This window comes from Pseudomonas entomophila L48 (assembly GCF_000026105.1).
GTDB lineage: Bacteria > Pseudomonadota > Gammaproteobacteria > Pseudomonadales > Pseudomonadaceae > Aquipseudomonas > Aquipseudomonas entomophila.
In genome coordinates, this window is record NC_008027.1 from 5080547 (window position 1) to 5106345 (window position 25799).

Consider the following 25799-nt stretch of genomic DNA (forward strand, 5'->3'; position numbering starts at 1 on the left):
CTCAGTTCCCCTTGCTCAGGCTGGTGGAGTCGGCCTCGTGGCCTTCATCGGCGGCGGACAGCGGCCGCGCCGGCGTGCGTTGCTGGCCAGGGCCACCCGGCGTGTGCTCCTCGCCTTCGCCGGTCTTCGGCCCTTTGCGCACCAGGCGCATCATGTAGCCGATGCCGGTGCCGAACAGGGCGAAGTAGACCACCACGAACATCACCAGGGTGAAGCCCAGCTGCGCGTAGCTATGGTTGGACACCCCATCGGCGGTGCGCATCAGCCCATAGACCACCCACGGCTGGCGGCCAACCTCGGTGGTGAACCAGCCGGCGAGGATGGCGATCAGCCCCGACGGGCCCATCCACAAGGTCAGGTAGAGGAACGGGCGCGAGCTGTACAGGGTGCCGCGCTTGCGCAGCCACAGGCTCCACAGGCCGACGACAATCATCAGCATGCCCAGCCCGACCATGATCCGGAACGACCAGAACACGATGGTGGAGTTGGGCCGATCCTCAGGTGGAAATTCCTTCATCGCCGGCACTTGCTTGTCCAGGCTGTGGGTGAGGATCAGGCTGCCCAGTGCCGGGATCTCGATCTTGAAGCGCGTGGTCTCGGCTTTCATATCGGGAATGCCGAACAGGATCAGCGGGGTTGGCTCACCGGGCTTGTTTTCCCAGTGCCCCTCGATGGCGGCGATCTTCACCGGCTGGTGCTTGAGGGTATTGAGCCCATGGAAGTCACCGATCACCGCCTGCACCGGCGCGACGATCAGCGCCATCCACATGGCCATCGACAGCATCTTGCGCACCGCCGGGTTGTCACGCCCGCGCAGCAGGTGCCAGGCCGCAGACGATCCGACGAAGAACGCGGTGGCGACGAAGGCCGCGGTGGCCATGTGCATCAGGCGATAGGGGAACGACGGGTTGAAGATCACGGCGAACCAGTCCACCGGGATCACCTGGCCATTGACGATCTCGTAGCCCTGGGGGGTCTGCATCCAGCTGTTGGAGGCAAGGATCCAGAACGTCGACACCAGCGTGCCGAGCGCCACCATGCAGGTGGCGAAGAAGTGCAGGCCACGGCCGACACGGTTCCAGCCGAACAGCATGACACCGAGGAAGCCGGCCTCCAGGAAGAAGGCGGTCAGCACCTCGTAGGTGAGCAGGGGGCCGGTGATGGAACCGGCGAAATCGGAGAACTGGCTCCAGTTGGTACCGAACTGATAGGCCATGACCAAACCGGAGACCACGCCCATGCCGAAGTTGACGGCGAAGATCTTCGACCAGAAGTGGTAGAGGTCACGGTAGGTGTTGTCGCCGGTCTTCAGCCAAAGACCTTCGAGGACGGCCAGGTAGCTCGCCAGGCCAATGGTGATGGCTGGGAACAGGATGTGAAAGGACACGGTAAAGGCAAACTGGATTCGGGCGAGCTCTAGGGCTTCTAATCCGAACATGGTGCTTCCTCTTCAGATAATCCGGCGGCCGGGCCCATGGCCCCGTCGCCCACTGCCCCCACGGGTGTCGAGTGTGGCCTGTTCTTCTTGTTGTGTTCGATCGCAGGGATTCCGGCCCGAAGGCCAAATCGTTGCTTTTGGAACGATTGATCCAGATCAACGACTGTTTGGAAGCATAGTCCTGAATGACCTATCCGGATGTGTGGTTGATTGCCGCGTGACCCGTTGCCTCACCCTCTTTTGCGCAGGTCGACAAGTTGATCCACGCGTCTTTCAGCAACCATTTGTTACAAACAGATGTTACGCTTCAGCCCCCTCTAGCACCGAGGTCGCAGGCTCGCCGATGTCCGATTCCACCCCGCAATTGCTGCGCCATCACCGCCCCTTCATCGCCTTCTGGCTGGCCCGGGTGTTCACCGCCAGTGGCTTCCAGATGCTCACCGTGGCCATCGGCTGGCACCTCTACCAACTGACCGGCAATGTGCTCGACCTGGGCCTGGTCGGCCTGGTCGAGTTCGCACCCCGCGTGCTGTTCATGCTGCACACCGGCCACGTCGCCGACCGCTATGACCGGCGCAAGGTCGCCGCCCTGTGCCAGACCCTGCAGGCGCTGATCGCCCTGGCGCTGGCCCTGGGCAGTTTTACCGACAACGTCAGCCGCGAGCTGATCTTCGTACTGGCCTTCCTGTTGGGGGCCGCCCGTTCGTTCGAGATGCCGGCGACCCAGGCCCTGTTGCCCAACGTGGTGCCACCCGGGCTGTTCCCCCGTGCGGTGGCGGCCTCGGCTTCGGCTTCGCAGGCGGCGACCATCGTCGCCCCGGCAGTGGGCGGCCTGCTCTATGCCTTCGGCAGTACCTGGGTGTATGGCCCGACGGTGGCCCTGTATGTCATCGCCTGCCTCCTCACCCTCAACCTGGACGCCCGCCAGCAGCTGCCACAACGCGGCCGCGCCAGCCTCGACTCGCTGCTGGCCGGGATCCGCTTCATCCGCAGCCGCCCGGACATCCTCGGCGCCATCTCGCTTGACCTGTTCGCCGTGCTGCTGGGCGGTGCCACCGCGCTGTTGCCGGTGTTCGCCAAGGACATCCTGCTCACCGGCGCCTGGGGCCTGGGCCTGTTGCGTTCGGCGCCCGCCGTCGGAGCTCTGCTGATGTCGCTTTGGCTGGCGCGCTTCCCGGTGGAGCGCAAGGTGGGGCTGACCATGTTCACCGCGGTGGGTGTATTCGGCGTGGCGACCATCGCCTTCGGCCTCTCGACCTCCTTCTGGTTCTCCCTGGTGGTGCTGGTGGTGCTGGGCGCGGCGGACATGATCAGCATGGTCATCCGCAGCGCCTTCGTGCAGTTGGAGACGCCGGACGAGATGCGTGGCCGGGTGAGCGCGGTGAATGGCTTGTTCATCGGTGCCTCGAATCAGCTCGGCGAGTTCGAATCGGGCGTTACCGCGCACTGGTTTGGCACAGTGCCGGCAGTGGTGCTCGGTGGCGTGGGCACACTGGTGGTGACCGGGGTGTGGATGAAGCTGTTCCCGACCCTGACCCACCGCGACCGTATGCATGAAGGCCACCCGTAGGAGCCAGCCTTGCTGGCGAAGCTTTTTCCCGCCGGCGCGTGCAATGCCCTTCGCCAGCAAGGCTGGCTCCTACAGATCATGTGCGAACCCCACCTCCCGAATGGCCATAGGCCCCCGCCATCCATGCTGGTATGATGCGCGGCTTTTTTCCGCCCCACACAAAACCACGGCATCCGGTACGGTCTGTGCTTTGCTGTTGGGGTCGATACATTCACGGCGCGAGGGCGCCCTGGGGAGCAGGCATGCTGGAAAGGCTGTTTCAACTAAGAGCACACAACACCAACGTGCGCACCGAGATTCTCGCGGGCGTCACCACCTTCCTGGCCATGGCCTACATCCTGTTCGTCAACCCGAGCATCCTCGGCGAGACCGGCATGGACAAGGGCGCGATCTTCGTCGCCACGTGCCTTGCCGCGGCCATCGGCTCGGTGACCATGGGCATCATCGCCAACTACCCGATCGCCCTGGCGCCGGGCATGGGCCTGAACGCCTTCTTCACCTACACCGTGGTCCTGCACATGGGCCACACCTGGCAGGTGGCATTGGGCGCGGTGTTCCTCTCCGCAGTGCTGTTCTTCCTGCTGTCGATCTTCCGCATCCGCGAGTGGATCGTGAACAGCATCCCGCTGCCGCTGCGCTCGGCCATTGCCGCCGGCATCGGCCTGTTCCTGGCGCTGATCGCCCTGCATAACGCCGGCATCGTCGTCGATAACCCGGCAACCCTGGTGGGCCTGGGCGACCTCAGCAAGCCGGCGCCGATCCTCGCCATCCTGGGCTTCTTCCTGATTGTCGCCCTTGAGTCGCTGAAGGTCCGTGGTGCGGTGCTGATCGGCATCCTGGCAGTGACCGTGGCCTCGATCGCGATGGGCGTCACTCCGTTCAATGGCGTGGTCTCGATGCCGCCTTCGCTGGCCCCGACCTTCCTGCAACTGGACATCGCCGGCGCCCTCGACGTGGGCCTGATCAGCGTGATCTTCGCCTTCCTGTTCGTCGACCTGTTCGACAACTCCGGCACCCTGATCGGCGTGGCCAAGCGCGCCGGCCTGATGGGCAAGGACGGCCACATGCCGAAAATGGGCCGCGCCCTGATCGCCGACAGCACCGCCGCCATGGCAGGCTCCCTGCTGGGCACCTCGACCACTACCAGCTACATCGAATCGGCCGCTGGCGTGAGCGCCGGGGGCCGCACCGGCCTGACCGCCATCGTGGTCGCGATCCTGTTCTTGCTGGCGCTGTTCTTCGCCCCGCTGGCCGGCAGCGTGCCGGCCTTCGCCACCGCCCCGGCGCTGCTGTTCGTCGCCGTGCTGATGGCCTCGGGCCTGGCCGAGATCAACTGGGACGACGTCACCGAAGCCGCGCCGGTGGTGGTGACCGCCCTGGCCATGCCGCTGACCTACTCGATCGCCAACGGCATCGCCTTCGGTTTCATCGCCTGGACCGCCATCAAACTGATCTCCGGTCGTCACCGCGACCTGAACCCGGCGCTGGTGATCCTGTCCATCCTGTTCGTCATCAAGCTGGGCTGGTTCAACGCATGAGTGCTGTCTTCGACCCCTCGCAATACGACGCGCAGCTGGCGGCCAAGGCCGCCCGCCTGCGCGAGCTGCTGGCACCGTTCGGCGCGCCGGAGCCGTCGGTGTTCGACTCGCCGCGCGAGCACTACCGCCTGCGCGCGGAGTTTCGCCTGTGGCGCGAGGGTGGCCAGCGCCACTACGCGATGTTCGCCCCGGGCGAGAAGCACAAGGCGATCCTGATCGACGACTTCCCCATTGCCAGCCAGCGCATCAACGAGCTGATGCCACGCCTGAAAGCCGCCTGGCAGGGCAACGAGGACTTGAACAACCGCCTGTTCCAGGTCGAGTTCCTCACCACCCTGGCCGGTGATGCGATGGTCACCCTGTGCTACCACCGTCCGCTGGACGAGGCCTGGGAAGCGGCCGCGCAGCAACTGGCCAGCGAGCTGAACGTCAGCGTGATCGGCCGCTCCAAGGGCAAGCGCGTGGTGATCGGCCGTGACTACGCGGTAGAGAACCTCGACATCGCCGGCCGCACCTTCAGCTACCGCCAGCCCGAAGGCGCGTTCACCCAGCCCAACGGCGCGGTGAACCAGAAGATGCTCGGCTGGGCCTTCGAGGCCATGGGCGAGCGTGACGACGACCTGCTCGAACTGTACTGCGGCAATGGCAACTTCACCCTGCCGCTGGCCACCCGCGCGCGCCAGGTGCTGGCCACCGAGATCAGCAAGACCTCGGTCAACGCCGCCCTGCACAACCTCGACGAGAACGGCGTCGACAACGTGCGCCTGGTGCGCCTGTCGGCCGAAGAGCTGACCCAGGCACTGAACGAGGTCCGCCCGTTCCGCCGCCTGGAAGGCATCGACCTGAAAAGCTACGACTTCGGCACCGTGTTCGTCGACCCGCCGCGCGCCGGCATGGACCCGGACACCTGCGAGCTGACCCGCCGCTTCGAGCGCATCCTGTACATTTCCTGCAACCCGGAGACCCTGGCGCAGAACATCGCCCAGCTGCAGGATACCCACCGTATCGAACGCTGCGCCCTGTTCGACCAGTTCCCCTACACCCACCACATGGAAAGCGGGGTGCTGCTGGTTCGGCGCTGACCCGCGATCGGGCGGGGCCGCAACGGCCCCGCCGCTCGCTGCAAGGAGTGATGTGCCGATGGACCAGTTGAGCGCCATGCAGACCTTCCGCCGGGTCGTCGACCTCGGCAGTTTCAGCGCCGCCGCCACGCAGGCGGGGCTGTCCCATACCGTGCTGTCGCGCCAGGTGAAGAACCTCGAACGTGAGCTCGGCACACAACTGCTCAACCGCACCACCCGCCGCCTGCAACTGACCGAAGCCGGCGCGCTGTTCTATCGCCACTGCGTGCAGATCCTCGAGCAGATGCAGGCGATGACCCTGGAGCTTTCCGAACACCAGCAACAGCCTACCGGCACCCTGCGCCTGGGTGTAGCCACCGCGTTTGGTGAACTGGAGTTGGGCCGCTGGTTGCCGGACTTCGTCGAACGCCACGAGCGCCTGCAGATCGAGCTCAACTGCAGCGATCGTTTCGTCGACCTGCTGGAAGAGGACATCGATGTCTGCCTGCGCGTGACCGACCACCTGCCCGACTCCAGCCTGGTGGCACGCAAGCTCGCCACCAGTGAGGTACTGCTGGTGGCCGCGCCCGCCTATCTTGAACGCCACGGCTGTCCCAGCACACCCGACGCGCTCGCGGCGCATCCATTGCTTGGCTACAGCCAACTGCTGCATCCGCAGCGCCTGCAACTTCACGGGCCAGCTGGGGAAACGACTGATGTGGTCATGCCCCGGCGTCTGAGCGCCAACTCGCCGATGGCCCTGCGCGCAGCCGCCATCGGTGGCCTGGGGATCGCCAGCTTCGACCGTTTCATCGTGCACGACGCCCTGCTCGACGGGCGCCTGACACCGGTACTTGAAGGGTGGTCACTCCCCTCGCGCGCGCTGTATGCCATCTATCCGCAAAGCCGCTACCTGGCGCCGAAGGTGCGCGCCCTGCTCGACTTTGTGCAGGCTTACTACGACACACCACGCTGGCAAACCTGATATGTGCCTTTATTGCACAAGTCATGGCATTCGATTGGCGTATTTGTGCTCTCAATGATTGATTAACCTTCGCTCCACCTTTTATCTGGCGAAGGAGCCCCCCATGAAAGCACTGAAACTGATGATCGCTGGCCTGACCCTGGCTGGCCTTGCCGGCACCGCTATCGCGGCAGGCGAACATCGCGTCTCGGTACCCGACAGCGCCACCCTCCAATGGCAGGAAGTCTCGGGCACGCAAGGCGCGGTGCGCTATGCCAATGTCGAAGGTGACCTGTTCGGCAAGGGCCCGTACTCGGCCTATGTACTGTTCCGCAAAGGCACCGACAATGGCCTGCATACCCACAGCCAGACATTGCCGACCGTGGTGTTGAGCGGCACGTTCTATGCCGTGATCGATGGCAAGCGCATCGAGTACCCGGCCGGTGCCTACTACAAGTTGCCAGCGAACCTGGTGCATGAAAGTGGCTGCACGGCGGCGGCCGACTGCCTGTTGTTCCAGTACCAGGCCGATGCCTTCGACCTGAATGCAGTCAAAGGCTGAGTGATCCCGTAGGAGCCGGCTTGCCGGCGAACCATGGCCCCACCCGGCGAAGGTTCGCCAGCAAGCTGGCTCCTACAGGGATTGGGGCAACATCAGAAATCGAAGAACACCGTCTCCCCTTCCCCTTGAATACGGATATCGAAGCGATACGCCGTCTTCCCCTCCACTTCGCAACGCCGGGCAATCAAGGTCTCCCGCCGCTGCGGCTGCTCGATCAGGTTGAGCACCGGGCACCGGGCGTTCGCCTCTCCCTCGTCATCGAAGTACAGCCGCGTGTGCAGGTGGATGTTGATCCCCCGGGCGAACAGGCTGAGGTTGATATGCGGCGCCATTGGCACCCCCGCGGCATTGTTCACCACACCTGGCTTGACAGTGTGCAGGGTCCACTCCCCGGCATCAAAGGTGGTGGCGGTGCGGCCGAAGCTGTTGAATACATGCTCATGGTTGTACGCGTCCTGGTAGAGGCCATTGGCGTCGGCCTGCCACACCTCCAGGAACGAGTCACGCACCAGGTGGCCGTTACCGTCGTACACCTGGCCGATCAGCAGGATGTGCTCACCCGGCGCGTCGGCCTTGGCCAGGCGGTTCCAGATTTCCTGGTCGCGGGTCGGGTTGCCGGCCGCCTCCAGGGCAAGGCCGATGTGCACGTAGGGGCCGGCGGTCTGCGAGGGGGTTTCCGGCAGCAGTTCGATAGGCATGGCGGAACTCCTCAGCGGTTTTCGAAGTGGGTCTGGCGCTGGCCGCGCAGGACGATGTCGAAGCGGTAGGCCAGGCAATCCATCGGGTTGGCGTTGCTCATGTCGAGCTTGGCGATCAGCCGCTCGACCGCGTCGGGGTTGGCGATCGACTTGACGATCGGGCACAGCGGGATCAACGGATCACCCTCGAAGTACAGCTGGGTGATCAGCTTGGTGGCGATCGACGGCCCGCTGATGGAGAAGTGGATATGCGCCGGGCGCCAGTCGTTGGGGCCATTGCGCCATGGGTAGGGGCCGGGCTTGATGGTGCGGAAGCTGTAGTAGCCGTCGCGATCCGTCAGGCAACGGCCAACACCACCGAAGTTCGGGTCCAGCGGGGCCAGGTAGCGGTCGTTCTTGTGCCGATAGCGGCCACCGGCGTTGGCCTGCCACATTTCCACCAAGGTATGCGGGACCGGCTTGCCGTACTGGTCGACCACCCGCCCGGCCACGATGATGCGCTCACCCACCGGCAGGCCGCCGTGGTTGAAGTTCAGCAGCAAGTCGTGGTCATGCTCGCCGAAGCGCAGGTGGGAAAAGTCCGGGCCGGTGGTTTCACTGATCGACTGCGGGATGCTGACCAGCGCCTGGCGCGGGGAGCGCGCCACCGAGGTCTTGTAGTCGGGGGTGAAGGCCTTGGGGTGCCAGTTGCGATCACGGATCACGAAGCGGCTGGTGTCCTGGGCGGGCATGCCGATGTCCTCTCTTGGAATTGTCGAACGCCTGGGCGTGGTAGGCGGACTTGCAGTTTCCGATAGGCCCTTGGTGATGAATATTGATTTTCAGGGTCACATACATAACCATTTGGTTATGCATGATCATGCAAGGCACCCGCCTGTGCGGCGCTGGGCTAATCTTTGACTTCATGTTTCACAAACCGGAGAGCAGTACATGGAATGGCGAAAAGGTCGACGCAGCGACAACGTGGTCGATGCCCGCGGCGAAGGGGGTGGCGGCGGCGGGATGCGCTTCGGGGGCGGCAAGGGCCTGGGGCTGGGCGCCATCCTGCTGATCGTCGGTATCGGCTGGCTGACCGGGCAGGACCCGCTGCAGATCCTGGGCCAACTGGCCGGGCAAATGGACCAGCAGCAGACCGCGCCCGCCAGCGTAGGCAGCAAGGCGCCGCCGGCCAACGACGAGCAGGCCGAGTTCGTCGCCTCGATCCTCGGCGACACCGAAGACACCTGGAAAGCCCTGTTCGCCCAAGCCGGCAAGCAATACCGCGACCCGAAGCTGGTGCTGTTCAGCGGCCAGGTCAACTCCGCTTGCGGTTTTGCCTCTTCAGCGGTGGGGCCGTTCTACTGCCCGGGTGACCAGCGCGTGTACCTGGACATGACCTTCTTCCGCGAAATGGAAACCCGCTTCCGCGCCGCCGGCGACTTCGCCCAGGCCTATGTGATCGCCCATGAGATCGGCCACCACGTGCAGACGTTGCTCGGGGTTTCGGCCAAGGTCGACGCGGCCCGACGCAACGGCCAACGCATGGAGGGCGACAATGGCTTGCTGGTGCGCCAGGAACTGCAGGCCGACTGCCTGGCTGGCGTTTGGGCCTACCAGGCGCAGAAGCGCTTGAACTGGCTTGAGCCCGGCGATGTGGAAGAAGCGCTCAATGCCGCCAACGCTATCGGTGACGACCGCCTGCAACAGCAGGGGCAAGGCCGCGTGGTACCGGATTCATTCACCCATGGCACCTCGCAACAGCGGGTGCGCTGGTTCAAGGCTGGGTTCTCCAGTGGCGACCTGAACCAGTGCGACACCTTCAGTGCGCGTAGCCTTTAAGCTCCGGGGCCGCTTCGCGGCCCATTCGCGGATGAATCCGCTCCTACAGGCGTTGTGTTGGGGGAATGGGGGCTACTTGCACATTTCTTCCTTCAACCCCGCTGGCTGCTCCGGTGCCTTGCGCCACTGCGGCAACCCGATGAGCACCACCGCGCCGATGATCACCGCCATTGCCACGCACTCCTCGGCGCCAATCTGCTCACCCGCGAAGACAATCCCCAGCAGCACCGCCACGGCCGGGTTGACGTAGGCATAGCTGGTGGCCGCCGCTGGGCGCACGTGCTTGAGCAGGTACATGTAGGCGCTGAACGCCAGGATCGAACCGAAGAACACCAGGTAGGCCAACGCGCCCCAACCGGCCGCGGTGGGCATCTGCGTCATGCGCTCACCGCTCAGGGCGCTGGCGATCAGCAGCACGACACCCCCTACCAGCATCTCGGCGGCACTGGCCATGGCGCCTTGGGGCAGGGGCAGGTTCTTGCTCCACACCGAGCCAAACGCCCAGGCCGCCGCCGCGAACAGGATCAACGCCGCCCCCATGGGGCTGGCCTGCAGGTTCGACCCCATGTTGAGCATGCCGATACCCACCAGCCCGAGGGCGATTCCCGCCCATTCCAGCCGCGAGTTGCGGTGGCCGAACATCAACCCGAACACCAGGGTGAACAACGGCACGGTCGCCACCGCCAGCGCTGCCACGCCCGAGGCCACGCCCGCGTGCTCGGCCAGGGTCACGCCACCGTTGCCACAACTGAGCAGCAAGAAGCCGATCGCCCCCGCCGCTCGCCATTGCGGCCAAGTCGGCGCGGGTACGCCACGCCAGCGCAGGAAGCCATACAGCAGGCAACCCGCGATGACAAAGCGCACGCCCGCCATCAGCATCGGCGGCCACGACGCCACACCAATGCGGATGACCAGGTAGGTCGAACCCCAGACCAGGTACAGGGCAAGGAAGGCACCGACAAGCAACAGTGGGAAGCGACGGGAAGCAGGCATGGTGTTGGGCTCGAAATCCGTTTACAGGTGGCCTAGTTTAGAAAGGGCACCGGCCAAACATAAGTTACAAAACACGTTTAAATCACCCGAACACTTTGCTATGAACGGTAATTTTCAACCCTCACCGTTGATTGCAAAGCCACCAGGAAACGTCATGGACAAGTACGACCGCATGCTGCTCGCCGCCCTGCTGGAAAATGGTCGCGCCACCTACGCCCAGCTGGCGCGCCAGGTGAATCTCTCAGCCCCCGCGGTGGCTGAGCGAGTGGCCAAGCTCGAAGCCAGCGGGGTGATCAGTGGTTACACGGCCAAGGTCGACCTGGAGAAAATCGGCCTGCCGATCCAGTGCGTGATCGAGTTGCGCCTGGCCAGCCATGGCAACCAGCAGGCCTACGACGCCCTGACCCGCATCCCCGAGCTGATCGAATGCCACCGGGTCACCGGCGACCCCTGCGTGATCATGCAGGCGGCGGTGGCGTCGATGGGGGAGTTGGAGGCGTTGATCAACCGGGTGTCGCAGTTGGGCTTCAGCAAGACCTCGATCGTGCTATCCAGTGCAGTGGAGCGCCGGGTGCCGCTGGCACACCTGGAAGCCACCCCCAAAAAAACCTGACCCCCCGCCCCCCTGTAGGAGCCAGCTTGCTGGCGAACCACTGCCAGCGCATGGCCATGTACCTTGGTTCGCCAGCAAGCTGGCTCCTACAAAGCGCATCAGTGGCGCAGGAGCAGCTTGCCCTCGATCGGCACGTAGCGACTGGCCGAACGGATCAGCGACAACGCCGTGAGCCCGGGCACCCCATACACCACGGTCTCGACCCCATGACGCTTTGCCGCCCGCTCCAGCAACAGGTCGAAATCGCCGTCCCCCGAGGCCAGCACTACCTGGTCGACCCGCTCCGCCGCTTCGATCACATCGAGGGTGATACCCACATCCCAGTCGCCCTTGGCCGAGCCATCGGCACGCTGGATGTAGGGTTTGAGGCGCACCTCGAAACCGAGGTTGCGCAGGATCTGCTGGAACTGTTGCTGCTTGCTGTCGCCGCGGTCGATTGCATAAGCAACCGCTTCGACGATCTGGCCTTCGCGGCTGACTTCAGCCCACAGCGTGGTGTAGTTGAAGTGGCAACCGTGGACCTGGCGCACGGTGTAGTAGAGGTTCTGCACATCGGCGAACAGCGCGATCTTCTTCAAGCCAGGGCACCTCGTTGAATACATGAGAGGGGCTGCTGCGCAGCCCATCGCGGCACAAGGCCGCTCCTACAGGGACGGTGTGATGCCTGCAGGAGCGGCCTTGCGCCGCGAACAGGGCGCAACGCGCCCCCGGATGCCAACGAGTATGCCAGACCCTTCAGACGAAGGTGTCGTCGTCCGAGAAGAAGCCGCCATCGTCGCTGCCGTAGTCGGTGTCGGCATATCCACCCTGGTCGTTGCCCCAACCGCTGTTGTCGGCCACCTGGCGCTGGCTGTCATGGTCGCTGGCCGGGGCCGGCTCCTCCTTGATCACCTCGACGATCTGCTCAGGCTGCGCGTTGTGATTGAACAGGCTGCTGATGCCCTGGGCCAGCAGCACGCCCCCGGCAACGCCAGCAGCGGTCTGCATCGCGCCACCCAGGAAGCTGCTCGCTCCGCTGCGAGCGGGCGCGGGCACCGCGCCGAAACCGGGTTGCGCCTGGGGCTGGGCATAGGCCTGTGGCGCCGGTTCGCGCCAGCCACCGCCGGAGGATGGCGGTGGCGCGACCGAACGTTGAGGCTCCGGTGCCGGGTTACGCGCACCGGCGCCAAAGATGCTGGAAAGGAAACCGCCACCGCCGTTGTTGCTGCTCGATCGGGTCGCCTCAAGCTGCGCGCGGGCCTGCTTGAGGTCGGCCTCCAACTGCTTGTTCTGCTCGTCCAGGCGCTTGATCGCCGCCTCCTGCACCAGGATCGCCTGGGCCATGTAGTAGGGCGCCGCCGGTTGCTGGCGCAGGCGTTCCTCGATATGCGCCTGGGCCTGGGCATCACGCGGCTGGGCGGGATCCTCGGCTTGCTTGAGACGGCTGAACAGGCCGTCGATCAGGGTTTGTTCTTCAGTGTTCATCAGGGCAACCTCGTGCGCGGAACAGGACATCGGACAGCGTCAAAGATGGGGGGCCGGGCGCTGCGATTCAATTAACGGGGCCATGAAACTTTTTTCAGCAAGCAGGCGGTCTGGGCTAAAGTGATGCCCTGCTTTTTCTGCCATGCGATGTTGACCGATGAATCCGCTGAGCGTTCTGCGCGACTCCCTGTACTTCTTCCGCCGTCACCTGACGAGCATTCTTCAGCTGTGCCTGCCGTTGGTGGTGCTCGAAGCCCTGGGCACCCAGCTGCTCTACAGCCAACTGGGCGAACAGGCCTCGCCTGCCTACGGCATGCTGGTCAGCCTGCTGTTCTACCCGCTGTACAGCGCCGCGCTGATCCTCTACCTCGACACCCGCAGCAACGGCCAGCCGATTGCCAAGCGCGACCTGTTCGCCCGCGCCGTGCAACTGTGGCCGGCTTTGGCCCTGTTGATCCTGATCAGCTCGCTGCTGATCATGGCGGGCCTGGCACTGTTCATCTTCCCAGGCGTGTGGATCATGGTGAACCTGGTGTTCGCCGAATACCTGCTGGTGCTGCGCGGCCTGCCGGTGATCGAGTCGATGCGCACCAGCGCGCGCATGACCACCGGGCACTTCCTGCGCATCATGGTCTGCATGCTCTCGGTGCTGGCCCCGCTGTGGCTGATCGACGGCCTGCTGCTGACCGCCTTCCCCGATCCGCAGCCGGGCGTGCAGTTGCTGCTCGACAGCCTGAGCGGATTCCTCCAGCTGTTCAGTACCGTGGTGCTGTACCGCCTGTTCATGTTGCTCGAAGGCGAAGCCAGCGCCTGACCGGGGTCAGGTACCCCTCGGCTTGGCCCGCGCCGTGGCCTCGGCCACCAACGGGTCGTCCGGCCAGTAGTGCTTGGGGTAGCGTCCCTTCAAGTCCTTCTTCACTTCGGCATACGTCGTGCGCCAGAAGTTGGCCAGGTCCTGGGTAACCTGCACGGGCTGGCGCGCCGGCGACAACAAGTGCAGCTTGACCTGCTGCCTGCCATTGGCGATGCGCGGCGTATCGGCCAGACCGAACAGTTCCTGCAGGCGCACGGCGAGGATCGGCGGCTGCTCGCTGTAGTCCAGACGGATGCTCGAGCCTGACGGAACCGCCAGGTGCGAGGGCGCGAGCTCCTCCAGGCGCTGGGGCAACGGCCACGGCAGCAGGTTGCGCAGCAGCGACGGCAGGTCCAGGGCGGCGAAATGGCTCAGCCGCGAGACCTTGCCCAGGTAGGGCTGCAGCCAGTCTTCCAGGCTGGCCAACAACGCTTCGTCGCCCAGGTCCGGCCATTCGCTCGCGCCCTGCTGTTGCAGGTCGAGCTGGCGCAACAGGGCGACACGGGCCTGCCACTGGCGCAGCTCGGGCGTCCAGGTCAGCAGGTTCAGGCCCTTGCGCCGCACCAGGCCCAACAGCGCCTTCGCGCGGGTATCGTCGTCCAGGCCAGTCAGGGGTTCGCGGCTGAGCACCAGCTCGCCAACCTTGCGCTGGCGTTCGGCACGCAGTACCTGTTCGCGTTCGTCCCAATCGAGCAGGTCTAGGCATTCGACCTGCTCGGCCAGCACGTCCTCGAACAGCAGCGGATCGAAGTCGGCGGCGAGGTAGATACGCTCCTCGCGCTGGCCCTGACGGCTGCCCAGGTCGGCGATCACCAGCCACGGGCATTTCATCAACGCATCGACTTCGCTGAACATCGCCGCGCGGCCGTTGGCCAGGCGGTATTCGGCACCACCTTCGCGGCGCTGCTGTGCCACGCGGTCCGGATAAGCCAAAGCCAGCAGCGCGCCAAGCCAGCGTGGGTGGTCAGGATCGGCCACCGCCGCACGCGGTTTGCCGCGCAGTTGCCCGCGATACTGGCGTGCCAGCTGGCGGGCGCGCTGCACACCACCCTGGCCACTGCGGCCAGTGCGGGTTTCGCCACTGAGCAAGGCAAGGCGAGTGTGCAGGTCGGCACCGCCGCCACGCAGGATATCGCGCTCGCCAAGCAAGGCGGCCACGTCGCAGGCCATGTCGGCCAACCCCAGATCCTGGCCGCGCAGCAGCAGGTGGGCGATGCGCGGGTGCGCGGGCAAACCGGCCATGGCCTGGCCATGTTCGTTCAGGTTGTCGCGGCTGCCGGGCTTGAAGGCGCCGAGCCGCGCCAACAAGTCCTGGGCCTGGGCGTAGGCGGCAGCCGGTGGCTGGTCGAGCCAGCTCAACTGCTCCGGCGGCACGCCCCAGCGCGCCAGCTGCAAGGCCAGCCCGGCCAGGTCGGCCTGGAGGATCTCGGCGCTGCCATGCGCGGCCAACTGATCGTGTTGCGCCTCGGACCACAGGCGATAGCACACGCCCGGTTCCAGTCGCCCCGCCCGGCCGGCACGCTGGGTGGCGCTGGCGCGGGAGATACGCTGGGTGTCCAGGCGGGTCATGCCGCTACCCGGGTCGAAGCGCGGCACCCGCGCAAGACCGGCATCGATCACCACGCGCACACCGTCAATGGTCAGGCTGGTCTCGGCGATATTGGTGGCCAGCACAACCTTGCGCTGGCCCTTGGGCGCCGGCTCGATGGCGGCGCGCTGGGCATTCAGGTCGAGCTCGCCGTGCAACGGGCAGAGCAGGATGCCCGGGCAATCGCCCAAGGCTTCCTGCAAGGACTGATGAACACGGCGTATCTCGGCCTGGCCGGGGAGGAACACCAGCAGGCTGCCGCTTTCATCCGCCAGCGCTTGCAGCACGCAATCGACCACCCGCGGCTCGATGAATTCGCCAGGCTGGAACGGCCGGCTCCAGCGGATATCCACCGGGTACATGCGGCCCTGGCTGCTGACCACCGGGGCTTCGTCGAGCAGCCGTGACAGACGCTCGCCTTCCAGTGTCGCCGACATCAGCAGGATCTTCAGCGGCGGCTCATCGCGCAGCAGTGCGCGGCCATTGAGGCTCAGGGCCAGGGCCAGGTCGGCGTCGAGGCTGCGCTCGTGGAACTCGTCGAAGATCAGCAGCCCGACACCCTCCAGTGCGGGGTCGGCCTGCAAGCGGCGGGTGAGAATACCCTCGGTCACCACCTCGATGCGGGTGTTCGGCCCAACCTTGCTGTCCAGGCGAATGCGGTAACCGACCGTGCCGCCCACCTGCTCCCCCCGCTCGCTCGCCAGCCGTTCGGCCGCGGCGCGCGCGGCCAGGCGGCGCGGTTCGAGCATGAGGATGGTCTGGCCGGCGAGCCACGGCTCGTCCAGCAGGGCCAGGGGTACGCGGGTGGTCTTGCCGGCGCCGGGCGGCGCCTCGAGCACCGCCTCGTCGCGCAGGCGCAGGGCCTGGCGCAGTTCGGGCAGTACTGCATCGATCGGTAATGAATTCATGGTGGTCCTCGAACAATCGTCCGAGTATAACGGCGAACCGAGCCTGCCCTATCATGGTCTTAGCTTCAGGCGTTGGCGCGTGCCTTCGCCCCTTGTAGCGCCTACTTTTCCGGAGATTCACATGCGCATCCCTTCCCGCGTCATTGGTGGCGTGCTCATCGCCACGCTGCTGACCCAGCTGACGGCCTGCGGCACCCTGTTCTACCCCGACCGCCGCGGCCAGATCGAAGGCAAGATCGACCCAGTGGTCGCGGCGCTGGACGCCATCGGCATTCTCTTCTATGTCATCCCCGGCCTGATTGCCTTCGGTATCGATTTCGCCACCGGTGCCATCTACTACCCCGGCGGCCAGACCGCGCATATCGACCCGGCCAAGCTCAAGCCCGCCATCAACGCCGACGGCCAGGTCGACAAGGTCAAGCTGCAGGCCATACTCGAGAGCGAGCTGGGTCAACGCCTGCCGCTGAACGACCCACGCCTGATCCAGCACCGTGGCAGTGTCGAACAACTGGCCGCCTATGGCCTGGTTCCGGCAGCCTGATTTCTTCAAGGACGCAATCACGCGCATGACCGCGACCGCCGAACACAAGCGCCTGCTGCGCCTGGCCACCCGCGCTTCGCTGACGGTGGCCAGCCTGCTGGTACTGGCCAAGGCCGTGGCCTGGTGGCTTAGCGGCTCGGTGAGCCTGCTGGCCGGGCTGACCGACTCGGCGCTGGATGCCGTGGCCTCGTTCCTCAACCTGCTCGCCGTGCATTACGCGTTGCGCCCGGCCGACGACGACCACCGCTTCGGCCACGGCAAGGCCGAAGCCCTGGCCGGCATGGCCCAGGCACTGTTCATCGCGGTCAGCGCGGTGTTGATCGGGGTGCAGGCCGTGGAACGGTTGCAAGCGCCACAGCCGCTGGGCGACACCGCCGCCGGCATCGTGGTCATGCTGCTGTCACTGGTACTGACCCTGGCGCTGCTGGCCTTCCAGCGCAAGGTCATCCGCCTCACCGGCTCCACGGCGGTGCGCGCCGACTCCCTGCACTACCGCTCCGACCTGCTGCTCAACGGCAGCATCCTCCTGGCGCTGTTGCTGGCGCGCTTCGGCTGGCCGCAGCTGGATGCGCTGTTCGGCCTGGGCATTGCCCTGTACATCCTGTGGAGCGCGATCCAGATCGCCCGCGAAAGCACAGCGATCCTGATGGACCAGGAGCTGCCGGCCGACATCGGCGAACGCATGCTCGAAGTAGTGCTGGCGATTCCCGGGGTGAAGGGCGTGCACGACCTGCGTACGCGGGTGTCGGGGAGCCACTGGTTCGTGCAGTTGCACCTTGAACTGCCCGGGGAGCTGCCACTGCATCAGGCCCACGAACTGTGCGTGCAGGCTTCGCAGGCCATTCGCGAGCGTTACCCGCGGGCGGATGTGATGGTGCATGCCGACCCAGTCTGAGCAGAGCCTCACCACAACCCCGTAGGAGCCAGCCTTGCTGGCGAACACCGGCAAGGCCGGTGCCCGGCACTGCAGTGCCTGCATAGCGGCTAAAGCCGCTCCTACAGGAATCAGTTGATGCTATAGCCTCGTCCACTCAGGCAGGCGCCCAGCGATCGCCGGTAGTTGTCGGCCACATTGGCCGGTGGCGCGTAGGTCGCAGTGGCAGGGTCGAAGCCTGTCTGGCTGACCGCCCAGCGATGGCACTGATAACGGTCCTGCTCCTGCTGCTCCGGTCCCTGCCCATAGGCCGGGTAGGCGATCACGTCATAACCGTTGTACGGCTGCTGGACAGGCGCTGGCGCCGGCACGGTGGTGGGCGGATTGACCACCACATACTCTCGACTGTCGGCCTGGTACTGGTAGTAGGTGTCAGCCACCAGGAAGAACAACGCGCCCCCCAGCCACACTTCACGGGCATAGGGCGGCAGGTAGCCGACCCTCACGCCGTAGGGCGGCCTGACCACTACATAGCCGCCGCCATGCGGGCGATACCAATAGCCACCGGAATAGAAGTAATCCTGCCCACGATAAGGCACTTTCCAGTAACGGTCCGGGAAACGGTCGACACTATGGCCGGGGTGATACTGCGGCCCCGGGCCCCAACCGTTGCCATGGCCATCCGGGCGGCCGGCCCAGTCACCGCCCGGCCGCTGCCCGTAGTAACGGTCGTCGCCATGGCGACGCGGGATGTCCTGGTAATAACCCTGGCGCGGCGGCTGGGTCTGGCGCACTTCGTCACGGGAATTGAGCGGCGAACCGCGCCCGCCATTGGGGTCCTCCGGCCCTTGGGCCAAAGCGCCCAGGCTCACACCCATGCCCAGCAAACCAACACCTGCCAACTGCCAGATGCGCGACCTCATGTTGTTCCTCTCGTTTGGGAAAACTGCATGGTGCCCAGTTTACCGTGGCACCTGGCCAGAGAGATGAAATCGCAGGTATAAAAAAGGGAGGCCTTGCGGCCTCCCTTCGGGAATTGTCGTCCGTGCTCGGCGCTTGTGACACCGGCTCACCTCGCGCCGTCTTCTGGACAGTGCGTAGCCCGGGGGCCTGGCGGATCCTGTTGGATGGCCGGCCGCGACCGCCCGTCTGGGGCGCGTCGCCGTGGACTGATGTCCGGGCAGTGATTCTGGTGATAAAGATAGGTCGAATGGTGCGGCAGGGGATTGCGAAGATTGCTCTGATAAATAGCACTTGCGCAATTTTTAACCCTGGATTGATAATTCGCCGCAATCTGATCAGAAAAGGCCTTTTCCATGAGCAAGCTCGACCGCTACGACCTGAGCATCCTCGCCGAATTGCAGCGTGACGCGCGCATCTCCAACCAGGAGCTGGCCGAGCGCATCGGCCTGTCCCCCTCCCCTTGCTCGCGTCGGGTCAAGCAACTCGAGGACGACGGCTACATCTCGCGCCAGGTGGCGCTGCTGGACCGCAAGAAGCTTGGGTTGAGCCTGACCGCCTATGTGCTGATCGGCATGGACCGCCACACCCCCGAGCGCTTCGAGACCTTCGAGGCGGCAATCCGCAGCCTGCCCCAGGTGCTCGAATGCAGCCTGGTCACCGGGATGGACGCCGACTACCAGCTCAAGGTGGTGGTGCCGGACATGGACCACTACCAGAAACTGCTGCTCGGCAGCCTGACTCGCATCGAAGGCGTGACCAGCGTGCGCTCGAGCTTCGTGCTCAACCAGGTGCTGGCCAGCACCGAGCTGCCCTTGACCCATCTGCGTTGAATCCCTCGGCGCAGGGCGTATGATCGGGTGCTCAGCCTGCCTGGAGTGAACTGATGGATCCCGCCGTATTCGAAGAGTGGATGATGATTGTCCTGGTCACCGTGCTGATCGCTTTCATGGGCTTCATCGTCTGGGACCTGGCGAAGAAATCCAAGGCGGGGCGCTTCGGCACCCTGATCCTATTCTTCGTCCTTGGCCTGGGGGTGCTGGCGTTCATCATCAAGAGCGTGGTGGTGGGGTTCCTCGAAGGCGTCTAGAGCGGGTTCGCCGGCAAGCCGGCTCCTACGGAGATTTGCACAGCACCTGTAGGAGCCGGCTTGCCGGCGAACCGCGCACGATCACAACTTCGCCACCACTTCCCGCCAGCAACCCTGCTCCAGCCCCTCGATCGTCCAATCACCGATACGTACCCGCACCAGGCGCAAGGTTGGCAACCCCACCGCCGCCGTCATCCGCCGCACCTGGCGGTTTCGCCCCTCACGGATCACCAGCTCCAGCCAGGCTGTCGGCACGCTCTTGCGAAAGCGTACCGGCGGATTACGCGGCCAAAGCTCGGGCTCCTCGAGCAAGCGTGCCTCGGCTGGCAGCGTTGGCCCGTCATTGAGCTCGACCCCCTCACGCAGGCGCTTGAGTTGCTCTTCGCTCGGCTCACCCTCGACCTGCACCCAGTAGGTCTTGGCCAGCTTGTGCTTGGGGTCGGCGATACGCGCCTGCAAGCGGCCGTCATTGGTCAGCAACAACAGCCCCTCGCTGTCGCGATCCAACCGCCCGGCCGGATAGATGCCAGGGATGTCGATGAAGTCCTTGAGCGTGGCACGCCCCTCGCCGTCGCTGAACTGCGTCAGCACGTCGAACGGTTTGTTGAACAGGATCAGGCGAGGCTCGGCCGGCGGCGCCTTGGGCTGGCGACGCGGGCCGGAAGGCCGCGCCGTCGGACGGCGCGGTGTGTTGCGGGGTGGCAGGGACATGGATCCTCAGCGGAACGGCGGCTCATCGAAGCTGCGCAGTTTACGCGAGTGCAGCGAGTTGAGCTCGGTGCGCAGCAGGTCGAGGGCGGCGATACCGATCTTCAGGTGCTGGCTGACCGCGCGGTTGTAGAACGCGTTGGCCGAACCCGGCAGCTTGATCTCGCTGTGCAGCGGCTTGTCGGACACGCACAGCAAAGTGCCGTACGGCACGCGCAGGCGGTAGCCCTGGGCGGCGATGGTGCCGCTCTCCATGTCCACGGCCACAGCGCGGGACAGGTTTATCAACGGCCGCTCCTGGGCCCAGCGCAGCTCCCAGTTGCGGTCGTCGTAGGTGAGCACGGTGCCGGTGCGCAGGCGCTTCTTCAACTGGTCGCCGCGCTCGCCGGTGACCTGCGCCGCCGCTTCCTGCAGGGCCAACTGCACTTCGGCGAGGGCCGGGATCGGGATATTGGGTGGTACCACGCGGTCGAGGATACCGTCACGGCGCATGTAGGCGTGGGCCAATACGTAGTCGCCGATGGTCTGCGACTGGCGCAGGCCGCCGCAGTGGCCGATCATCAGCCAGCAGTGCGGGCGCAGGACAGCCAGGTGATCGGTGATGTTCTTGGCGTTGGACGGCCCGACACCGATGTTGACCAGGGTGATGCCGTCGCCATCGGCGGCGATCAGGTGGTAGGCCGGCATCTGGTAGCGGTGCCAGACCACGCTGGCGACCAGCGCCTGGGCCTCGCCGTGGTCCATGCCTTTCTCGATGATCACGTTGCCCGGCAACACCATGCGCACGAAGCGCGGGTCCTCGCGCAGTTGCTCCAGGCCGTGGCCGATGAACTGGTCGACATAACGGTGGTAGTTGGTGAGCAGGATCCATGGCTGCATGTGCCGCCAGTCGCTGCCGGTGTAGTGCACCAGGCGGCGCAGGGAGAAGTCCACGCGGGCGGCGTCGAACAGTGCCAGCGGCAGCGTGTCGGCGCTTTCCCAGTCGTACAGGCCGTCGGCGATGTTGTCGGTGGCCGCCGACAGGTCGGTGCTGGGGAACACCCGCGCCAGCTGCGCCGCGGTGATGCCGCTGCCGGCCAGTTCATCGCCCTGGTCGACCACGTAGGGGTACGGGATGTTCTGTTCACTGACACCCACTTCCACGCTCACGGTGTAGTCGTGCATCAACGGGCGCAGTTGCTCCAGCAGGTAGCTGCGAAAGGCCGCAGGCTGGGTGACGGTGACGCTGTAGGTGCCGGCCACCTGGACCTTGGCGTAGGCGCGGGTGGTGGCGGCGACTTCACCCAGGCTGTGGTAGGTGAGGCGCAGGGCCGGGTAGCGGAACAGTGCGCGCTCGGCCTCGGTCGGTTCGGTGCGGTCCTTGAGGTAGCGCTTGAGGGCCTGGCTCAAGGCCCCGGTGGCCTGTTCATGCAAGGCCGCCAGACGGTCGACGGCCTGTTCGGGGGTAGCAACGACTGCAAACGCTTGGCTCACGCTGGGCTTCCTGTCTTAGGGACATGCATGCCAACCATCTTGCCTGCGTTCACGGGTAAATACACCCCCGGATATCGGCCACCCGGTCCCCGTGGAAGCCTCTGTGCGGTGTCGGCCTCACTGGCCTCTTCGCCGGCAAAGCCGGCTCCTACAGGAGATCTATGCACCGTTCCACACCGGAGTCGCACGCGCCACCAGTGCCGCTGCGTCCACGCCTCGCGGCAACGCGCCATACACCCGGCCGCTGCCGCTCAACCGGCTACCGATGAACGCATCGCTGACTGTTGCATTGCCTGCCTCGAGCAAAAGCTTGGCCTGCAGCGCCAGTGCAATGTCCTCGGTCAGCTGGCGTGCGCGGTACTGGATATCGCCAGTGTCGGCGAAGGCGCCTTTGAGGTTGCCGATGAACGCAGCCAGCCGCGCGTCGCCATGGCCATCCCCCAGTTCGCTGAACAGCGCGTCGAGCACGCCTGGTTCCTTGGACAAGGCTCGCAACACGTCCAGGCACTGCACGTTGCCCGACCCCTCCCAGGTGGAGTTGACCGGCGCCTCGCGGTACAGCCGTGGCAGGATGCTGTCCTCGACATAACCGGCGCCCCCCAGGCACTCGGCGGCTTCGTTGATCATTCCCGGCGCCCGCTTGCAGATCCAGTACTTGCCCACCGCCGTCACCAGCCGCGAGAAGTGTGCCTGCTGCGGATCGTCCAGCTGGTCAAGCGCCTGGCACATACGCAGGCTCAGGGCCAGCGCGGCCTCGCTCTCCAGCGCCAGGTCGGCCAGCACGTTCTGCATCAACGGTTGCTCGTTGAGCACACGGCCACCGACCTTGCGGTGCGCACAGTGATGCGCCGCCTGGGTCAGGGCCTGGCGCATCAGCGCGCTGGAGCCGACCATGCAGTCGAAGCGGGTCATGGCCACCATCTCGATAATGGTCGGTACGCCCCGGCCCTCTTCGCCCACCATCCACGCCAAGGCGCCACGGAACTCCACTTCACTGGAGGCGTTGGAGCAGTTGCCGAGCTTGTTCTTCAGGCGTTGGATATAGAACTGGTTGCGCTGGTCGTCCGGGCGGTGGCGCGGCAGCAGGAAGCAGCTCAAACCCTTGTCGGTCTGGGCCAGGGTGAGGAAGGCGTCGCACATGGGCGCCGAGCAGAACCACTTGTGCCCCACCAGCTCGTAAGGCTGGCCCGGGCCCGGCGCGCCCACCGGGTAGGCGCGTGTGGTGTTGGCGCGCACATCGGTGCCGCCCTGTTTCTCGGTCATGGCCATGCCGAGGGTGACCCCGGCCTTGTGCCGGTCGCCAATGTTGCGGGGGTCGTACTCTCGAGCAAGGATCTTCGGCAACCAGTAGCCCGCCAGCGCCGGCTGCAACCGCAGCGCCGGCACGGCGGCGAAGGTCATGGTCAGCGGGCAGCCGGTGCCGGCCTCGGCCTGGCTGTGCAGGTAGGTCATCGAGGCACGCGCCACGTGGGCACCTGCGCGCGGCTCGGCCCAGGGTAGTGACGGCAGGCCGTGCTCGACAGCGGTGCGCATCAGTTCGTGGTAGGCGGGGTGGAACTCAACCAGGTCGATGCGATGGCCATAGCGGTCGTGGCTGCTGAACTCGGGCTTGTGGGCATTGGCGAGAAACCCCGCAGTCATCAACGGGCCGCCGGCCAGGGCGCCGTAGGCGTCGATACGCGACTCGGCCCAGCCGGCACCGAAACGCCGCGACCACTCCTGGAGCGGCAGGTCGAGGCGGTAGAGATTGGCGCCGTCCAGCGAAGGTGGCTGGTTGGTGACTTCGTGGGTTTCAGCGAACTGGTGCAGGTTCATCGGGGCCTCCTGGTTCCGGTCGTGCCTGAAAGCCCCAGTGAAGCACCGCTGCCCGGTGAGTCAAAGTGACAAAACGGACTACATGGGGGGCACTTCGCCGGCGTGCCGGCGAACGGTTGCCCTCAGAAGCGGCTCAAGCCAGAGGCCGCTCGGGTTGGCGGCAGTTGCACCTGCGCCACGGCCAGTGTCAGGCTCAATTCGAAACGACTACCCAGCCCCGGTGTGGACTCATGGGACAACTTGGCATCGATCAGCTCGCCCAACTGCCGGCAGATCGAAAGGCCCACCCCCAACCCGCCGTAGCGCCGGGTCATCGACCCATCCACCTGAGCGAACCGCTGGTACAGCACCGCCTGGTCCAGGTCATCGAAACCGATGCCGCTGTCGCTGATGGTAATGCTCAAAGCCAGGCTGTCCGGCCCGACACGACGGCCTCGCACCTGCACGGTAACGCCCCCCTGATGGGTGAATTTCAGGCCGTTGTCCACCAGACAGGCCACGCAGCGAGCAAGCTTCTGCGCATCGCCCACCAGGCTGTCGGGCAGATCGGCAGGCACATCAAGGCTCAGGTAAAGGCCTTTGGCCAGGGCCTGGCTGGCGTAACCCGCGCGCAGCTCCTGCATCAGCCGCCGCAGGCTGAACGGCCCATGCTGGTTGCGCAGGTGGCCGGCCTGCAGCTCGGTGAGGATGAGAATGTCGTCGACCATCGCCATCATGTCCTGGGCGGAGCCGGTGGCGGTGCGATGGTACTGGGCCTGCTCTGCACTCATGGGCAGGGTGTGCAGCAGCTCAAGCGAGCCAATCACACCGTTCATCGGCGTGCGCAATTCATGGGTCACGGTGGCCAGGAACTCATCCTTGAGCCGGTTGCTGCGGGCCAGTTGCAGGTTCATCTGTTCCAGCGTACGGCCGGTCTCGCGCAGGGTCTGGGCCTGCTGCTCGCGCAGGCTGTTGATGCGGTCGGCCAAGGCCAGCGACAGCAGCGCCACCTCCAGCGCCGAACCCAACTGGCTGGCGTACATGGTGATGAACAGGTTCGGCAGGTAGCCCAGCACCATCAGGGTGTTGACCAGCCCGCCGAGCAGGAAGGCGGTCCAGGCGATGATGAACCAGCGCGCCACCCGCAGCCCGCGCCACCCGGCATACAGCCCGGCGCTGAAGATGCTCACGGTGAACAGCAGCGCCAACAGCGTGGCCATGCGCAGCGCCACGCCGTAGCGCAGGGTCAGCGCCAGGACCATGACCAGGCCACCGCCAGCCATCAGCACCATCAGCAGGCGATCGAAACCTCGGCTCAAGCGCCCCAGTTGCAGGAAATGACGGGCGAACTGGCAACCGAACAAACCGGCGGCGCCAATGAAGAACGGCGTCGCGGCATTGGCCCACCATGGGCTGTCCGGCCAGAAATAGGCGATGCCGGCACCATTGACCGATACCTGGTAGAAACCGAACGAGGCGATGTACAGGATGTAGTAGAGGTAACTGACATCACGCACGCTGAGGTAGATGAACAGGTTGTACACCAGCATCACCAGCAACACGCCGTAGATCATCCCCAGCACGTACAGGCGGGTGGGCTGGTCCTCGAGATAGGTTTCGGCCGACCACAGGGTCAGTGGCGCCTGGATCGAACCCTGGCTGTGCAAGCGCAGGTAGGCGGTGGTCGACTGGCCAGGACGCATGGGCAGTTCGAACAGGTAGTTGTTCTGGCGGATCTGCCGGCTGGCGTAAGGCAGTGCGTCACCGGTGCGCTGGGCCAGGCGGTAGGTTCCCTGCTCATCCGGCAGGTAGAGCTCCAGGTGGTCCAGGGGCGGATAGGCCAGTTCCAGCAGCCATTGGCGCGGCGCGGCAGAAGGAGGGGCGGCGTAGTCGAGGTCGATGCGCAGCCAGAACACCGAGGTCGAATAACCGGCGTTCAACACCTCGTCCTGGTGCTGCACGAAGTGGCTGGCAAAGGAGGGGGCGCTGACCTGGGTGATCGTGGCGTTGCCATCGTGGTCCTCGTAGACCAGCATGGAACGGCCCAGCGGCAGACGGCCGGTGCTGTCATTGAATTCGACCGCTCCGGCGAGCAAGGGCAAGCAGCCCAGAAGCACAATCAGCAAATAGCGCATACAGCCCCAGCATGGCCTGTCCAGTCGCGTCGCGGTTGCCTCCTTTCCCTTTGAGACGACGTGATCCGGCAGAGCCCGTTTATCGAGTTATCCGAGCACTCTAGCATAGCTTTTCGGCATGGCCAGAGGCCACTGCGAATTTGCCTTCAGAAGCTC

Annotated in this window: 24 protein-coding genes; 12 read left to right on the forward strand and 12 right to left on the reverse strand. The window is 65.3% G+C overall.

The features are described 5' to 3' along the window. Window position 1 precedes the first annotated feature (1 nt). On the reverse strand, window positions 2-1438 hold the full coding sequence (locus PSEEN_RS22095; RefSeq protein ID WP_011535797.1) for a cytochrome ubiquinol oxidase subunit I: 1437 nt from the start codon (window positions 1436-1438) through the stop codon (window positions 2-4). A gap of 343 nt (window positions 1439-1781) precedes the next feature. Here PSEEN_RS22095 and PSEEN_RS22100 point away from each other — a divergent pair, with 343 nt between their 5' ends. The 5 genes from PSEEN_RS22100 to PSEEN_RS22120 all read left to right on the forward strand — a co-directional run bounded on the left by PSEEN_RS22100 (window position 1782) and on the right by PSEEN_RS22120 (window position 7133). Further along, entirely contained in the window at window positions 1782-3008 is a 1227-nt protein-coding gene (locus PSEEN_RS22100; RefSeq protein WP_011535798.1) for an MFS transporter, read from the forward strand. A gap of 242 nt (window positions 3009-3250) precedes the next feature. Next, window positions 3251-4546 carry an NCS2 family permease gene (locus PSEEN_RS22105; protein ID WP_011535799.1) on the forward strand — a complete coding sequence of 432 codons (1296 nt, stop codon included), beginning with the start codon at window positions 3251-3253 and terminating at the stop codon, window positions 4544-4546. Continuing rightward, complete coding sequence (gene trmA, locus PSEEN_RS22110; protein WP_011535800.1) at window positions 4543-5628, forward strand: tRNA (uridine(54)-C5)-methyltransferase TrmA; 1086 nt, start codon at window positions 4543-4545, stop codon at window positions 5626-5628. Before PSEEN_RS22105 ends, trmA begins: the two co-directional genes overlap by 4 nt. 58 nt (window positions 5629-5686) lie before the next feature. Then, on the forward strand, window positions 5687-6592 hold the full coding sequence (locus tag PSEEN_RS22115; protein WP_011535801.1) for a LysR family transcriptional regulator: 906 nt from the start codon (window positions 5687-5689) through the stop codon (window positions 6590-6592). Window positions 6593-6695: 103 nt separating this feature from the next. Further along, the gene (locus PSEEN_RS22120) at window positions 6696-7133 is read left to right on the forward strand and encodes a cupin domain-containing protein (RefSeq protein ID WP_011535802.1); all 438 of its coding nucleotides are present in this window, start codon (window positions 6696-6698) and stop codon (window positions 7131-7133) included. A gap of 92 nt (window positions 7134-7225) precedes the next feature. Here PSEEN_RS22120 and pcaG read toward each other — a convergent pair whose 3' ends face one another. Both pcaG and pcaH read right to left on the reverse strand, forming a co-directional pair. After that, complete coding sequence (pcaG, locus tag PSEEN_RS22125) at window positions 7226-7831, reverse strand: protocatechuate 3,4-dioxygenase subunit alpha (RefSeq protein WP_011535803.1); 606 nt, start codon at window positions 7829-7831, stop codon at window positions 7226-7228. Window positions 7832-7842: 11 nt separating this feature from the next. Further along, the gene (pcaH, locus tag PSEEN_RS22130; RefSeq protein WP_011535804.1) at window positions 7843-8562 is read right to left on the reverse strand and encodes a protocatechuate 3,4-dioxygenase subunit beta; all 720 of its coding nucleotides are present in this window, start codon (window positions 8560-8562) and stop codon (window positions 7843-7845) included. 199 nt (window positions 8563-8761) lie between these two features. Here pcaH and ypfJ point away from each other — a divergent pair, with 199 nt between their 5' ends. Then, window positions 8762-9649 carry a KPN_02809 family neutral zinc metallopeptidase gene (gene ypfJ / locus PSEEN_RS22135; RefSeq protein ID WP_011535805.1) on the forward strand — a complete coding sequence of 296 codons (888 nt, stop codon included), beginning with the start codon at window positions 8762-8764 and terminating at the stop codon, window positions 9647-9649. A 72-nt stretch (window positions 9650-9721) separates the two neighbouring features. Here ypfJ and yedA read toward each other — a convergent pair whose 3' ends face one another. Continuing rightward, window positions 9722-10642, reverse strand: coding sequence for a drug/metabolite exporter YedA (gene yedA, locus PSEEN_RS22140; protein WP_011535806.1), 921 nt, complete (start codon window positions 10640-10642; stop codon window positions 9722-9724). Between the two features lie 154 nt (window positions 10643-10796). On the opposite strand from yedA, the gene PSEEN_RS22145 reads away from it, so the two are divergent. Beyond that, a complete protein-coding gene (locus PSEEN_RS22145) occupies window positions 10797-11255 on the forward strand; it encodes an Lrp/AsnC family transcriptional regulator (RefSeq protein ID WP_011535807.1) in 459 nt (152 codons plus the stop codon). A gap of 98 nt (window positions 11256-11353) precedes the next feature. Here PSEEN_RS22145 and PSEEN_RS22150 read toward each other — a convergent pair whose 3' ends face one another. Further along, entirely contained in the window at window positions 11354-11857 is a 504-nt protein-coding gene (locus PSEEN_RS22150) for an NYN domain-containing protein (RefSeq protein ID WP_011535808.1), read from the reverse strand. Window positions 11858-11990: 133 nt separating this feature from the next. Next, window positions 11991-12719 carry a DUF2076 domain-containing protein gene (locus PSEEN_RS22155; protein WP_011535809.1) on the reverse strand — a complete coding sequence of 243 codons (729 nt, stop codon included), beginning with the start codon at window positions 12717-12719 and terminating at the stop codon, window positions 11991-11993. Window positions 12720-12876: 157 nt separating this feature from the next. Here PSEEN_RS22155 and PSEEN_RS22160 point away from each other — a divergent pair, with 157 nt between their 5' ends. Beyond that, on the forward strand, window positions 12877-13533 hold the full coding sequence (locus PSEEN_RS22160; RefSeq protein ID WP_011535810.1) for a YciC family protein: 657 nt from the start codon (window positions 12877-12879) through the stop codon (window positions 13531-13533). A gap of 6 nt (window positions 13534-13539) precedes the next feature. Here the strand turns inward: PSEEN_RS22160 and hrpB are convergent, their stop codons facing one another. Continuing rightward, a complete protein-coding gene (gene hrpB, locus PSEEN_RS22165) occupies window positions 13540-16068 on the reverse strand; it encodes an ATP-dependent helicase HrpB (protein WP_011535811.1) in 2529 nt (842 codons plus the stop codon). A gap of 121 nt (window positions 16069-16189) precedes the next feature. Between hrpB and PSEEN_RS22170 the strand changes: the two genes are divergently transcribed. Then, entirely contained in the window at window positions 16190-16609 is a 420-nt protein-coding gene (locus tag PSEEN_RS22170) for a hypothetical protein (protein WP_011535812.1), read from the forward strand. 25 nt (window positions 16610-16634) lie between these two features. Further along, window positions 16635-17504, forward strand: coding sequence for a cation diffusion facilitator family transporter (locus PSEEN_RS22175; protein ID WP_011535813.1), 870 nt, complete (start codon window positions 16635-16637; stop codon window positions 17502-17504). Window positions 17505-17614: 110 nt separating this feature from the next. On the opposite strand, the gene PSEEN_RS22180 is transcribed toward PSEEN_RS22175, so the two are convergent. Then, window positions 17615-18406 carry a DUF6515 family protein gene (locus tag PSEEN_RS22180; protein WP_011535814.1) on the reverse strand — a complete coding sequence of 264 codons (792 nt, stop codon included), beginning with the start codon at window positions 18404-18406 and terminating at the stop codon, window positions 17615-17617. Between the two features lie 393 nt (window positions 18407-18799). On the opposite strand from PSEEN_RS22180, the gene PSEEN_RS22185 reads away from it, so the two are divergent. Together PSEEN_RS22185 and PSEEN_RS22190 are read left to right on the forward strand one after the other, a co-directional pair. Further along, a complete protein-coding gene (locus tag PSEEN_RS22185) occupies window positions 18800-19276 on the forward strand; it encodes an Lrp/AsnC family transcriptional regulator (RefSeq protein WP_011535815.1) in 477 nt (158 codons plus the stop codon). A gap of 53 nt (window positions 19277-19329) precedes the next feature. Beyond that, window positions 19330-19533 carry a DUF2788 domain-containing protein gene (locus tag PSEEN_RS22190; RefSeq protein WP_011535816.1) on the forward strand — a complete coding sequence of 68 codons (204 nt, stop codon included), beginning with the start codon at window positions 19330-19332 and terminating at the stop codon, window positions 19531-19533. Window positions 19534-19614: 81 nt separating this feature from the next. Here the strand turns inward: PSEEN_RS22190 and PSEEN_RS22195 are convergent, their stop codons facing one another. From PSEEN_RS22195 to PSEEN_RS22210, 4 genes are all read right to left on the reverse strand, one after another. Then, on the reverse strand, window positions 19615-20244 hold the full coding sequence (locus PSEEN_RS22195) for a pseudouridine synthase (protein WP_011535817.1): 630 nt from the start codon (window positions 20242-20244) through the stop codon (window positions 19615-19617). A 6-nt stretch (window positions 20245-20250) separates the two neighbouring features. Further along, window positions 20251-21714 (reverse strand): AMP nucleosidase, encoded by a 1464-nt coding sequence (gene amn, locus PSEEN_RS22200; protein ID WP_011535818.1) that lies wholly within the window; start codon window positions 21712-21714, stop codon window positions 20251-20253. 159 nt (window positions 21715-21873) lie between these two features. After that, window positions 21874-23529 (reverse strand): acyl-CoA dehydrogenase family protein, encoded by a 1656-nt coding sequence (locus tag PSEEN_RS22205; protein WP_011535819.1) that lies wholly within the window; start codon window positions 23527-23529, stop codon window positions 21874-21876. Window positions 23530-23651: 122 nt separating this feature from the next. Further along, a complete protein-coding gene (locus PSEEN_RS22210; RefSeq protein ID WP_011535820.1) occupies window positions 23652-25643 on the reverse strand; it encodes a sensor histidine kinase in 1992 nt (663 codons plus the stop codon). Window positions 25644-25799: the final 156 nt, after the last annotated feature.